This is a genomic window from Paenibacillus sp. GCM10012306, assembly GCF_042649265.1.
In the GTDB taxonomy this organism is placed as follows: Bacteria; Bacillota; Bacilli; order Paenibacillales; family Paenibacillaceae; genus Paenibacillus_AQ.
The window spans coordinates 227,731-239,867 of sequence record NZ_JBHRYW010000007.1 but is presented as its reverse complement, the minus strand read 5'-3'; the positions used below and the strand labels follow the sequence as shown (position 1 = coordinate 239,867).

At 47.4% G+C, this 12,137-nt stretch carries 13 protein-coding genes; 11 read left to right on the top strand and 2 right to left on the bottom strand.

Annotation, left to right across the window (positions count from 1 at the left end):
- Window positions 1-97 precede the first annotated feature (97 nt).
- Genes infC through rplT form a run of 3 tightly spaced genes read left to right on the top strand, consistent with a single transcriptional unit; the run spans window position 98 to window position 1,242 of the window.
- Window positions 98-595, top strand: a complete 498-nt coding sequence (gene infC / locus ACFORK_RS16975; RefSeq protein ID WP_379200979.1) for a translation initiation factor IF-3 — start codon at window positions 98-100, stop codon at window positions 593-595.
- 56 nt (window positions 596-651) lie between these two features.
- Complete coding sequence (rpmI, locus tag ACFORK_RS16970) at window positions 652-849, top strand: 50S ribosomal protein L35 (protein ID WP_066373235.1); 198 nt, start codon at window positions 652-654, stop codon at window positions 847-849.
- 33 nt (window positions 850-882) lie between these two features.
- Window positions 883-1,242 (top strand): 50S ribosomal protein L20, encoded by a 360-nt coding sequence (gene rplT, locus ACFORK_RS16965; RefSeq protein WP_379200976.1) that lies wholly within the window; start codon window positions 883-885, stop codon window positions 1,240-1,242.
- 147 nt (window positions 1,243-1,389) lie between these two features.
- Here the strand turns inward: rplT and ACFORK_RS16960 are convergent, their stop codons facing one another.
- Window positions 1,390-1,935: an acyl-CoA thioesterase gene (locus tag ACFORK_RS16960; RefSeq protein WP_379200974.1), complete on the bottom strand. Its 546-nt coding sequence runs from the start codon at window positions 1,933-1,935 to the stop codon at window positions 1,390-1,392.
- 307 nt (window positions 1,936-2,242) lie between these two features.
- Here ACFORK_RS16960 and ACFORK_RS16955 point away from each other — a divergent pair, with 307 nt between their 5' ends.
- From ACFORK_RS16955 to ACFORK_RS16935, 5 genes are all read left to right on the top strand, one after another.
- Window positions 2,243-3,280, top strand: a complete 1,038-nt coding sequence (locus ACFORK_RS16955) for a BMP family lipoprotein (RefSeq protein ID WP_379200972.1) — start codon at window positions 2,243-2,245, stop codon at window positions 3,278-3,280.
- Window positions 3,281-3,474: 194 nt separating this feature from the next.
- Window positions 3,475-5,013 carry an ABC transporter ATP-binding protein gene (locus ACFORK_RS16950; RefSeq protein WP_379200969.1) on the top strand — a complete coding sequence of 513 codons (1,539 nt, stop codon included), beginning with the start codon at window positions 3,475-3,477 and terminating at the stop codon, window positions 5,011-5,013.
- Window positions 5,006-6,079, top strand: coding sequence for an ABC transporter permease (locus tag ACFORK_RS16945; RefSeq protein ID WP_379200967.1), 1,074 nt, complete (start codon window positions 5,006-5,008; stop codon window positions 6,077-6,079). Before ACFORK_RS16950 ends, ACFORK_RS16945 begins: the two co-directional genes overlap by 8 nt.
- Complete coding sequence (locus tag ACFORK_RS16940) at window positions 6,080-7,039, top strand: ABC transporter permease (RefSeq protein WP_379200965.1); 960 nt, start codon at window positions 6,080-6,082, stop codon at window positions 7,037-7,039.
- A gap of 244 nt (window positions 7,040-7,283) precedes the next feature.
- On the top strand, window positions 7,284-7,604 hold the full coding sequence (locus tag ACFORK_RS16935; protein WP_379200963.1) for a hypothetical protein: 321 nt from the start codon (window positions 7,284-7,286) through the stop codon (window positions 7,602-7,604).
- Between the two features lie 21 nt (window positions 7,605-7,625).
- Here ACFORK_RS16935 and ACFORK_RS16930 read toward each other — a convergent pair whose 3' ends face one another.
- Window positions 7,626-8,072 carry a GNAT family N-acetyltransferase gene (locus ACFORK_RS16930; RefSeq protein ID WP_379200961.1) on the bottom strand — a complete coding sequence of 149 codons (447 nt, stop codon included), beginning with the start codon at window positions 8,070-8,072 and terminating at the stop codon, window positions 7,626-7,628.
- Between the two features lie 600 nt (window positions 8,073-8,672).
- Here ACFORK_RS16930 and ilvB point away from each other — a divergent pair.
- From ilvB to ilvC, 3 genes are all read left to right on the top strand, one after another.
- Window positions 8,673-10,415 (top strand): biosynthetic-type acetolactate synthase large subunit, encoded by a 1,743-nt coding sequence (gene ilvB / locus ACFORK_RS16925; RefSeq protein ID WP_379200959.1) that lies wholly within the window; start codon window positions 8,673-8,675, stop codon window positions 10,413-10,415.
- Between the two features lie 5 nt (window positions 10,416-10,420).
- A complete protein-coding gene (gene ilvN / locus ACFORK_RS16920) occupies window positions 10,421-10,900 on the top strand; it encodes an acetolactate synthase small subunit (RefSeq protein ID WP_175370017.1) in 480 nt (159 codons plus the stop codon).
- 200 nt (window positions 10,901-11,100) lie between these two features.
- Complete coding sequence (gene ilvC, locus ACFORK_RS16915) at window positions 11,101-12,093, top strand: ketol-acid reductoisomerase (protein ID WP_379200957.1); 993 nt, start codon at window positions 11,101-11,103, stop codon at window positions 12,091-12,093.
- The last annotated feature ends 44 nt before the right edge of the window (window positions 12,094-12,137 follow it).

Here is a 12,137-nt window from a genome sequence, read left to right as displayed (position 1 = left end):
GGGGTGTCGGGAGTTACCGGCATCCCTTTTTTATGAAGTTGTGCTGAAGTTTATCGTTAACAAGATCCGGAGGTGGAGAGTTATCAGTAAGGAACATATGATCAATGATGAAATTCGGGCCAAAGAGGTTCGGTTGGTAGGTGCGGAAGGTGAGCAAATCGGAATTAAACCGATCCGCGAGGCACTGCAAATGGCGATCGATCTTAATCTGGATTTAGTCAACGTAGCGCCACAGGCGAAACCGCCGGTATGCCGCATCATGGATTACGGCAAGTTCCGTTATGAAACGCAGAAGAAAGAGAAGGAAGCGCGTAAGAACCAGAAGATCGTTGATATCAAGGAAGTCTGGTTCCGTGCCAACATTGAGGAACATGATTATCAAACCAAGTTCCGCAATGTGGTTAAATTCCTGAACGAAGGCGATAAGGTGAAGTGCTCGGTTCGTTTCCGCGGACGTGAGATTACACATGCCAATATCGGCCAGAAGATCCTGGAACGCGTTAAGAATGAAGTTGCTGAGATCTCTGTTGTGGAACGCCTGCCTAAGTTGGAAGGCCGCAGCATGATCATGATTTTGGCTCCTAAGCCTCAATAACTCCGGAACCCTTTGCTCAGCAATGGGGACCACATAATATTCAAGGAGGAAACACAATGCCTAAAATGAAAACACACAGCAGCCTTAAAGGCCGCTTCAAAATTACCGGAACTGGTAAAGTAACACGTTACAAAGCACACAGAAATCACTTGTTGTCCCACAAATCCAAACGTGCTAAGCGCGTATTGGGAACGAACCCTGTTATGGCCCCTGGGGATGTAAGACGTTTGAAACAACAATTGGGTAATTTGTAATATTTACTACACATTTTTGGGAGGTTTATTAATATGGCAAGAGTTAAAGGCGGATTCGTCGTTCGTCGTAAACATAAAAAAGTATTGAAGTTGGCAAAAGGTTATTTCGGTTCCAAACACCGCATTTTCAAAACAGCTAAAGAACAAGTAATGAAATCGATGGTTTACGCATACCGCGACCGTCGTCAAACTAAACGTAACTTCCGCAGACTGTGGATCGTTCGTATCAATGCTGCAGCTCGTTTGAACGGTTTGTCTTACAGCAAACTTGTACACGGCCTGAAACTGGCTGGCGTAGAAGTAAACCGCAAGATGCTGGCTGATCTGGCTGTGAATGATATCAACGCATTCAACTCGCTGGCAGTTGTAGCCAAAGAGAAAATCAACGCGTAAGTGTTGTAATATAACCGAAAAGCACCGCTATACGGGGAACCCGCAGGCGGTGCTTTTTTGTGGGATGAGAGAGTTCTTCCGGAATTTTTGACTAAGACCGAGCCTTAACAACGATCTTGCGTTGGGGCTTTTTATCGCGGCAATTATCTATTCCCAGTATTTGGTGGTGTTAAGCTGAAGAGCAAGCTTTTTGCTAATACCCCGTCTGACTTTCCGTAGCTCGGCGCGTTCTTCAGCTGACTCGCTGATCAACTTCTCTTCATCGGTCTCAGGAATGACTGTCGGTACTGCAGCTGGCCGTCCGTCCTCGCCAATAGCTACAAATGTCAGGAAAGAGGTCGCTGCAACAGCACGTTCGCCAGTGTAGAGGTTCTCTGCGATAATTTTTACGAATACCTCAATACTGGTGCGTCCGGTCCAGGAGACGAAGGATTCGAAGCATACGGAATCGCTGGGCTCGATCGGGCGCAGGAAATCCACAGAATCGGTGGAAGCGGTGACGACGTTGATCCGGCAATGCCGCATGGCTGAGATAGAAGCAACTTCGTCTATTCCGCTCATCAGCTTGCCGCCGAATAATGTTTTGTGATTATTGACATCATTAGGGAAGACTCGTCCGGTTTTGAATACGCGGGATTCCCGGCAGTATTTGAAGGCGGGAGCCGCCGCTGGGATTTCTTTGTTTTCACTCATTTTCTGAAACTTCCTTTCCTGCTTTGTAAGCACTCATAATAATAGAAATTGCGATTCTGTGCAATAATATTAAAAAGAAGAAAGCGGAAGCTGCTGCAGATGTTTCGACTTATCTAACGTGTTTTGTATGCTTTTGTTACATATTATGACAGGGATAGCGCTTTCTTGAGTCGAAAAGACAAATTATTATTGACCTTCGGTCATTAATAGACTGGATTTTAGCATTTTTTGCGGGTATAATTTGAGCTAATGGATGTCCAATTAGAAACACAGAGGACGACCAATTTATTAAGGGGGATCACTATCAATGAAAAAGGTTTTCAAGCTGTCTCTCGTTACGATGCTTTCTCTAACAGTAATCTTGTCTGGCTGCGGAAAAAGTAATAACGCCGGCACTAATGCAGCAAACGGTGGAGAAGCCGCTCCTAAATCCGATGTTAAGATCGGTATGGTTACTGACGTAGGCGGAGTTAACGACAAATCCTTTAACCAATCCACTTGGGAAGCGCTGCAAGCCCTTCAGAAGGAAAAAGGTGTAGAGGTTAAATACTTGCAAAGTAAATCTAATGCAGACTATCAGCCGAACTTGAACCAATTCGTAAAGGGTGGATACAACCTGACATGGGGTATCGGTTTTGACCTTGGCGATGCTATTAAAGTAGTAGCTGGAGAAAACCCTAACGCCAACCTGGCAATCATCGACAGCGTTGTAGATGCTCCTAACGTTGAATCCGTTACTTTTGCTGAGAACGAAGGTTCTTTCTTGGTGGGTGTTGTTGCAGGTCTAACAACTAAAACTAACAAAGTAGCTTTTGTTGGCGGTATGGAAAGCCCGGTTATCAAACGTTTTGAAGTTGGCTTCAAAGCAGGTGTACTCGCGGTTAACCCAAATGCTGATGTGAAAATTACTTATGCTGGTGCTTATGATAAGCCTGATACTGGTAAGTCCTTGGCAGCTACATTGTATGACTCTGGCGCGGACATTATCTTCCCTGCTGCTGGTGCAACAGGAACTGGTGTGTTCAACGAAGCTAAATCCCGCAACAAATCGGGCGGAAGTAAAGTATGGGTTATCGGTGTAGATAAAGACCAATCTCTGGAATTTGGTGATGATGTAACCCTGACTTCCATGATCAAACGTGTAGACCAAGCGGTTAAGAAAGTATCTGAGCAAGTAATCGATGGTACCTTCAAAGGTGGTACAGTTACCAATCTTGGCTTGAAAGACGATGGCGTAGGTCTTCCTGAAACTTCGAAGGCTAACGTAAGTCCGGAAATTCTGGCTAAAGTAGATGAGTACAAGCAACAAATCATCGACGGAAAGATCACAGTTCCTGCTGAGTAATACTGCCTCACTTTTTCGTGTATTACACAATAGTACAAGGGAGCAAGGCCGGTTATACAGCTGGCCTTGTTCTTTGGTTAAGGCGTTAATTTGTAAGTAGGTAGGCAGTGATGACGTCCTGGATGGGGCGATAAATCGCTTTCTTAAGAGAGTTTTTACTCCGTTGTATTATATTCTGTGATGAGGGTGATTCCATGAGTGCTGCGGCTCCAGTCGTAGAGTTGAAGCAAATCACAAAACGTTTTCCTGGTATTGTCGCCAACGATTCCATCAGCCTGACTCTTGAAAAAGGGGAAATCCACGCATTGCTCGGTGAGAATGGTGCAGGGAAGTCCACTTTGATGAACATCGTATTTGGGCTGTATCAACCAGATGAAGGCAGTATTGAGATTGACGGGAAACCGGTGATGATCGATAGTCCGAATAAAGCCATTGAGCTTGGTATCGGTATGGTTCACCAACATTTCAAGCTAGTAGATCCTTTTACGGTAACCGAGAATATTGTTCTTGGCATGGAACCGAAAAAAGGTCTTAAAATCGACTATAAATCCGCTGCGGAGCAGGTTCGGAAACTGTCTGAGCAGTATGGACTTCAAGTCAATCCAAATGCCAAAATCCATGATATTTCTGTAGGCATGCAGCAGCGGGTTGAAATTATGAAGACCCTGTATCGCGGAGCGGATATTCTCATATTTGACGAGCCAACTGCTGTACTTACACCGCAGGAGATTAAAGAACTGATGGACATCATGAAGCGACTCGTTGCTGAAGGTAAATCCATTATTCTGATTACTCATAAGCTTAAGGAAATCATGCAGATCTCTGATCGGGTTACCATTATCCGTCGCGGAAAAGTTATTGATACCGTCAAGACTTCTGAGACTAACCCTAATGAACTGGCCGAGAAAATGGTAGGACGCGGGGTAACCTTTAAAGTGGACAAGAAGCCTCCAGAGATCGGTTCAGCCGTACTGAAGCTTGATAATGTCAACAGCAAGAACAAGGACGGCGTGCCTGTATTGAATGGACTTAGCTTTGAAGTTAAAGCAGGAGAGATTCTGGGTATTGCTGGTGTCGACGGCAACGGACAGAGTGAGTTAATCCAGGCGATCACCGGTCTGCGTAGGATTGATTCCGGTTCCATTAGTATGGAAGGCCAGGAGATTGCGAACCTCTCCCCGCGTAAAGTTACCGAGAAGAATGTCTCCCATATACCGGAGGACCGTCATAAACATGGTCTTGTCCTTGATTTCTCGATGAGTGAGAACATGGTGCTGGAAACTTACTATAAGAAGCCATATAACCAAAGTGGATTCTTGAATTATGACATTATTAATAAGCATGCAGGAGAGCTTATCCAGCAATTCGACGTGCGGACACCTTCTCTGGAGACGAAGGCTCGTTCCTTGTCCGGGGGAAATCAGCAAAAAGCGATTATTGCGCGGGAAATAGATAAAAATCCGACATTGCTCATCGCGGCTCAGCCAACCCGTGGTCTTGATGTGGGTGCGATTGAATTTGTGCAAAAGCAGCTTATCGCTCAGCGTGATCAAGGCAAAGCTGTTCTGCTCATTTCCTTTGAGCTGGACGAAATTATGAACGTATCCGACAGAATTGCCGTTATTTATGAAGGACAGATTGTCGGCGAAGTGTATCCGCAGGACACAAATGACCAGGAACTGGGTCTGATGATGGCGGGTAGCTTGAAGCGGGGAGGGAAGACGGTTGAATAAGCTTAGAAAAATCTTTGCGACGGACAGCTATATTATTCCTCTTGTCGCGATTATCCTTGGATTCCTGGTCGGCGCTATTGTCATGCTAGCGGGAGGATATGATCCGATTGCAGCATACTCTGCGCTGTTCAAACGCGTATTCGGCAGCACGTATGACATCGGGGAAGCCATCCGTGAGATGACACCGCTTATGCTGACCGGACTTGCCGTAGCTTTTGCCTTCCGTTCAGGGATGTTCAACATCGGTGCGGACGGACAAGTTCTGATTGGGATGACAGCGGCATCGGTAGTCGGCATTAAGCTGGCTGCTCTGCCATCCTTCCTGCTTGTTCCACTCGCTGTGATTGCTGCTGGACTCTGCGGCGGTATTTGGGCCGGTTTTGCCGGTTACCTTAAGGCTAAACGTGGGATTAACGAAGTTATCACGACCATTATGTTGAACTGGATCGCATTGTTCTTTGCGAATTATATCGTTAGAACCTTCTTGTTAATTCCGGGTCAGAACCGTTCGGAAGATATCCCAGCTTCGCTCTCTATGACCTTCCTTAATTCTTTCTTCGACAATGCCCGTCTCCACTGGGGAACAGCCATTGCGTTAGCAGCCGCCGTCTTCTTCTATGTTTATCTATGGAAAACAAAGCAAGGATACGAAATGCGTGCGGTAGGTCTTAATCCACATGCTGCAGAGTATGCCGGGATGAATGTCGGCCGAAATGTCATCAAAGCGATGTTTATTAGTGGGGTATTCGCGGGTCTAGCCGGAGCAGGTGAAGTCCTTGGTGTATTCCACTACCAATCTGTCTTCGCAGGTTCGCCGGGCTATGGCTTCGACGGTATTGCGGTAGCACTGCTTGGTTTGACCCATCCGTTCGGTGTCATTTTGGCAGCGATATTGTATGGTACGCTGACCTACGGTGCAGCAGGTATGAGTTTTGGTGCGGATGTACCGCCTGAACTGATCCGTATCGTTATCGGTTCGATTATTTTCTTCATTGCTGCACAAGGTATTGTGCGCTGGGTACTCAAACCATTTTACTTCAAGCGCAAGAAAGAGAAGGTGTTATAGATGGATGTGCTGACGCTATTAGGCCAGTTGCTCAATACGACGCTTGTATTTTCCACAGCGCTCATTTTCGCCTCCCTCGGCGGCATCTTCTCGGAACGCTCCGGTGTAGTTAACATTGGGCTTGAAGGTTTGATGATGTTTGGTGCTTTTGCCGCTGCTGTAGGGGGATATTACGCCCAAGAAGCCGGCATGGGTGAATTGGCGCCCTGGGTAGGGGTGCTGTCTGCGATGGCAGTGGGGATTATCGGTTCATTAATTCACGCCGTTGCCTCGATTACGTTCAAAGCAGATCAGACCATCAGTGGTACGGTGATCAACTTCTTGGCGGCAGGCAGTACGCTTTATATGGTAAAGCTATTGTTTGAAGGCTCGGGAGAGACTCCATTATTGGATGGTTTCAGCAAGTTTGCTATTCCAGGTCTGTCCAAAATTCCGGTTATCGGAGAAGGAATCTTCAATTCCTATCCGACGACTTATCTTGCCATTGTGCTGGTGATCATTGTTTACCTGGTACTCTTCAAGACGCCGTTTGGTCTTCGTTTGCGAGCTGTGGGTGAACATCCGAGTGCTGCGGATACGCTGGGTGTTAATGTAAACAAAATGCGTTATATTGGCGTAATGATGAGTGGTATGCTCGCTGGTATTGGCGGCGCCACGATTACATTGACGACAACGGGCACCTTTGCCCATAATACGATTTCGGGTCAAGGCTTTATCGCTATTGCAGCGATGATCTTCGGAAAGTGGAACCCGCTCGGTGCTTTTGGTGCGGCCGTATTCTTTGGCTTCTCTCAAGCGATCCGCAACTACGTACAATTGTTCGAATGGTCCAAGAACATTCCTCAGGAATTTATCTTTATGATTCCTTATGTGCTGACGATTATCGTGCTTGTAAGTACTGTAGGACGTTCGTCAGCTCCTAAGGCTTTGGGGCAACCGTACGATCCAAGTAAACGCTAGATCAGAGTAACAGGTTAGGCAAATATAGTTCAAGCCGCATTTTCGGTATTTCCGGGAATGCGGCTTTTTTTGTTTCCATACCTGAAAGTAAATTTAGCAGAACAGGCGGATGAACAGGCAGGCGTATTATCCAGCGAATACACTGTTTTGAAGATGTAAGCAAAGGACTGACAAGAGCAGAGCCAATTGAATGCGAAGAACATTCGAAGGGATGGGTTTCGTACAACATTTGAGGAGGGATATTATGGCACAAGCGGTCACCAAGAAGCAGGTCATGAAGCTGGTTGGCAAACATATCGTAGCGGTCAAAAAAGATGGAACGAAGGTATCAGGAAAATTGGTCCGCATTTCCGGAAATCGTTTGATATTGCAGCGTTCTAGTGGCAAAAAAGTGCAAACGAAGGCATTGATTCCGCTGGTGCTGTTTGATTTGCTCGCTGTAGGGACGGCTCCATATGGATATGGCGGATACGGCGGCGTACCTTATGGTGGCGGATATGGATATGGCGGCTACGGTCCTGGATACGGGTACGGTGGAGCACCTTATCCTTATGGATTTTACTAAGTGGATATAGCCGCATGGGTTTTAAGATAATTGTTTTTCCATCTCATAGATGTACCCCTGTTTATGATAACGGGTCGTCTTGTAGCCCAGCTTACGATAGAAGGTAAGGCCGGCTGTATTACCGGAATCTACCGATAACTTGGCCCGCTGGCACCCGCGTGATAGTGCAAATCGCTCTGCCCGATCCATGAGCAGATTCCCCCAGCGTTTGCGCCGAGCGGCGGGTGTGATGGCCAGCATGTCGATATAAAGCAGATCCCCGTGCAGCATAAAGTGGACAAACCCCAGCGGATCACTCTCGTAATCGGTGCAGGCAACAAGCGTCACACCGTGACCTATCCGGCGGGGCAAATCTTTTCGTACCTGGGAAATCATTTTCTGTGGCAGATGGGATAATGGGACGAGCTGCTTCTCGATCAAGTCGAGGATGACAGCATCGTCCTGTTTCGGTCTGCGGTAACGGATCATATGGCGCCCCCTTTCCACGCATTGTCGTACCATCATATGACAGTAGGAGGGGGAAGCGTTCCGTAAGGGTGAAGGGGACGAGAAAGTTTTTTAAAAATATGGGTATTGACTAATCCGTGTGAGGAATCATATAATGTGTCTAAACATTTTAACGAGCATACATGTATCGGCAATGATGAGGACGAAGTTTTAAGGGCTCTTTTGCTCAGAGAGTGTGAGGATTTGCTGCAACCTCCACCGAAATCCCTTATATACGAGCTCACCTCGGAGCTGTTTTCCTGAAAGGTCCATCAGTAAGAGCGGTGGAATTATTAGGGGGAATCGTTTGGTCCGCGTTAGGGACTTCAGGTTACAAAGATTGGGCCCTGCCTACATCGATGGATTTTTGTATACCTGATAAGGCATATCATCGCGAGATGAATGCAAACATGGGTGGTACCACGGAAGATCAACCTTTCGTCCCTCACACGCTTAATTTGCGTGTGGGAGGCGGAAGGTTTTTTTGTTGTTAAAGAACGCCGCCCCTAACTAAAGTTGTTGTTAAATTGACGGTCCGTCATTTTTGAATACTGAACGTTAAACATCGAAGGAGGAAGACTGATGAGCGCGCAAATACCGAAATTGCGGTCGACAGATGAGTTACGTGAGAAATGGAAACAGCCGGAGATCATTACCGGATCGGAGATTCTGCTTCGCAGTCTTGTACTCGAAGGTGTTGATACCGTATTTGGATATCCTGGTGGTGCAGTATTGTACATCTACGACGCGCTGCACGGCTTTAAAGATTTCAATCACATCCTTACTCGTCACGAGCAAGGCGCCATCCACGCAGCGGACGGGTATGCTAGAGCAAGCGGCAAGCCTGGTGTCTGTATCGCCACCTCGGGACCAGGAGCAACTAACCTGGTAACAGGTATCGCGACCGCGTTTATGGACTCTGTACCATTGGTTGTCATTACAGGTAACGTATTCTCCAGCTTAATTGGTACGGATGCGTTCCAAGAGGCAGACATTACTGGTATTACAATGCCAATCACGAAGCACAGCTACCTGGTGCGTGATGTCGAGGATCTGCCACGTGTGATTCACGAAGCGTTCCATGTAGCCAATACAGGTCGTAAAGGTCCTGTCCTTATCGACATTCCGAAGGATGTATCGGCAGCGAAAACGCTGTTTACTCCAGTGCAGGGTGTCAACCTTCGTGGATATAACCCGCGAACTGTACCTAACAAGCTGCAGCTTGATAAGCTCGTGAAAGCTATCTCGGAAGCTGAGCGCCCAATTATCATTGCAGGTGGCGGAGTTATTTACTCCGGAGCGCATGAAGAGATGTTGGAATTTGTTAAACGTACTGAAATTCCAATCACGACGACATTGCTGGGCCTAGGTTGTTTCCCAAGCGGAGAAGACCTGTGGATGGGGATGCCGGGAATGCACGGCACCTACACTGCCAATAACGCCATCCAGCAGAGTGATCTGCTCATCAATATCGGTGCCCGGTTCGACGATCGTGTAACAGGAAAGCTGGACGGTTTCGCGCCAAAAGCCAAAATTGTACACATTGACATTGACCCGGCAGAGATCGGTAAGAACGTAACGCCTGACATTCCAATCGTAGGAGATGTGAAGACCGTTCTGGAAATGCTGAATCCAGAGGTAGGACGCGCAGTTAAGGCAGATGCCTGGAGAGCACAGATCGCTCAGTGGAAGCAGGAGAAGCCACTGCGCTATAATGATTCCGAGACGGAATTGAAGCCGCAATGGGTTATCGAGATGATCAACGACACCACTAAAGGTGAAGCGATTGTCACAACGGATGTTGGTCAACACCAAATGTGGGCGGCACAGTACTACAAGTTCAATCATCCACGCTCATGGATCACCTCCGGCGGTCTTGGAACGATGGGCTTCGGATTCCCGTCCGCGATCGGCGCGCAAATGGCGCACCCGGAACGTCTAGTCGTATCTATTAACGGAGACGGTGGTATGCAGATGTGTTCTCAGGAACTTGCAATTTGCGCCATTCACAATATTCCGGTCAAAATTGTAGTCATCAATAATGAGGTGCTCGGTATGGTTCGTCAGTGGCAGAACCTCATCTATGAGAAGCGTTACAGCTATACGGATCTGGCAGGCAGCCCGAACTTCGTCAAGCTGGCTGAAGCATATGGTGTGAAAGGCCTCCGGGCAACCAACAAGGAAGAAGCAAGAGCGGCATGGCAGGAAGCGATGGATACACCGGGTCCAGTATTGGTAGAATTCGTAGTTCCTAAGGACGAGAATGTCTATCCAATGGTTACCCAAGGCTCTACCATCGATCAAATGCTGATGGGGGATGAATAACAGTGATGAAACATACGATTGCTGTACTGGTGAATGACCAACCAGGCGTACTGCAGCGGGTATCTGGTTTGTTCGGGCGTCGGGGCTATAATATTGAGAGCATTACTGTGGGGCAGTCTGAAGAAGAAGGACTCTCCCGGATGGTTATCGTTACCTGGGGTGACGCTAGCACTTTGGAACAGATCGAGAAGCAGCTTTACAAGCTGATTGATGTCATCAAGGTTGTGGACCTCAGCTCCAAACCAATGGTAGCGAGAGAGCTTGCCTTGATCAAGGTGAAGGCAGAGCCATCGGAGCGCCCAGAAATCATGGGCGTGGTGGAGACTTTCCGGGCCGCTGTTGTTGATATTGGCAGCACTAGTCTCCTCGTACAGGTCGTGGGTGACACCGAGAAAATCGATGCCATGATTGAACTGCTCAAGCCTTACGGCATTAAAGAGCTATCGCGCACAGGAGTCACAGCCATGATTCGTGGCAACGCCTAAAGGCTGTATTTTACGGCTTTAGCGAATTACTGCTTGGTTGCTTTAACGAGATGTGATATAACGGTATAACGAGAATACGAAATAACGACATGCCCGCTAAAGAGCGGGGGCTTGAGGAGCAGCTTTGAGAGTCCTTCAGGCAGATGCTCTTGAAGCACCCGCTCTTTACGATGGGTCCAATTTAAAGGAGGATATTGACAATGGCAGTGACAGTTTACTATGAACAAGATGCAGAACTTAGCGTATTAAAAGGGAAGACAATTGCGGTAATCGGTTATGGTAGCCAAGGGCATGCCCAAGCACAAAACCTTCGTGATAGCGGTCTTCAAGTTGTCATCGGCCTGCGTGAAGGTAAATCCTTTGAAGCAGCTAAGAACGACGGTTTCGAAGTATTGCCAGTAGCGGAAGCAGTATCCCGTGCTGATGTCGTGCAAATTCTGATGCCAGACGAAACACAAGCATCCGTATATAAGAACGAAATTGAACCAAACCTTAAAAAAGGTGCAGCACTGATGTTCTCCCACGGCTTCAACGTACATTTTGGCCAAATCGTAGCACCTAAGGATGCAGACGTGCTGCTCGTAGCTCCTAAATCCCCAGGTCACATGGTTCGCCGTACTTATGTAGAAGGCTTCGGTGTTCCTGGCCTGATCGCAATCCATCAAGACGCTACCGGACAAGCGCAAGCTATCGGTCTGGCGTATGCAAAAGGTATCGGCTGTACTCGTGCAGGCGTTATCGAAACTTCCTTCCGTGAAGAAACTGAAACCGATCTGTTCGGTGAGCAAGCTGTACTTTGCGGCGGCGTATCCGCTCTGATCAAAGCCGGTTTTGAAACACTGACTGAAGCTGGTTATGCTCCTGAGATGGCTTACTTCGAGTGCTTGCATGAGTTGAAGCTGATCGTAGACCTGATCTATGAAGGAGGATTGGCTACAATGCGTGATTCCATCAGTAACACTGCTGAATACGGCGACTATGTAACAGGTCCTCGCGTTGTAACTGATGAAACTAAGAAAGCTATGAAGGCTGTTCTGAGCGATATCCAACAAGGTAAATTTGCTCGTGACTTCATCTTGGAGAACCAATCCGGCCGTGCGTTCCTGACTGCAACTCGCCGCAACGAAGCTGCTCATCCAATCGAAGTAGTAGGCGGACAATTGCGTGAAATGATGCACTGGATCAAGAAATAAGCACATATAAATAAGATAACTTTGAAGTCTATATGGTAATCCCC

What these genes read in the sequence shown, in the direction of transcription:
- ACFORK_RS16960 (WP_379200974.1), bottom strand. Translation starts at nt 1,935, where the DNA reads ATGAGTGAAAACAAAGAAATCCCAGCGGCGGCTCCCGCCTTCAAATAC.
- infC (WP_379200979.1), top strand. Translation starts at nt 98, where the DNA reads ATGATCAATGATGAAATTCGGGCCAAAGAGGTTCGGTTGGTAGGTGCG.
- ACFORK_RS16935 (WP_379200963.1), top strand. Translation starts at nt 7,284, where the DNA reads ATGGCACAAGCGGTCACCAAGAAGCAGGTCATGAAGCTGGTTGGCAAA.
- ilvN (WP_175370017.1), top strand. Translation starts at nt 10,421, where the DNA reads ATGAAACATACGATTGCTGTACTGGTGAATGACCAACCAGGCGTACTG.
- ilvB (WP_379200959.1), top strand. Translation starts at nt 8,673, where the DNA reads ATGAGCGCGCAAATACCGAAATTGCGGTCGACAGATGAGTTACGTGAG.
- ilvC (WP_379200957.1), top strand. Translation starts at nt 11,101, where the DNA reads ATGGCAGTGACAGTTTACTATGAACAAGATGCAGAACTTAGCGTATTA.
- ACFORK_RS16950 (WP_379200969.1), top strand. Translation starts at nt 3,475, where the DNA reads ATGAGTGCTGCGGCTCCAGTCGTAGAGTTGAAGCAAATCACAAAACGT.
- rpmI (WP_066373235.1), top strand. Translation starts at nt 652, where the DNA reads ATGCCTAAAATGAAAACACACAGCAGCCTTAAAGGCCGCTTCAAAATT.
- ACFORK_RS16940 (WP_379200965.1), top strand. Translation starts at nt 6,080, where the DNA reads ATGGATGTGCTGACGCTATTAGGCCAGTTGCTCAATACGACGCTTGTA.
- ACFORK_RS16955 (WP_379200972.1), top strand. Translation starts at nt 2,243, where the DNA reads ATGAAAAAGGTTTTCAAGCTGTCTCTCGTTACGATGCTTTCTCTAACA.
- rplT (WP_379200976.1), top strand. Translation starts at nt 883, where the DNA reads ATGGCAAGAGTTAAAGGCGGATTCGTCGTTCGTCGTAAACATAAAAAA.
- ACFORK_RS16930 (WP_379200961.1), bottom strand. Translation starts at nt 8,072, where the DNA reads ATGATCCGTTACCGCAGACCGAAACAGGACGATGCTGTCATCCTCGAC.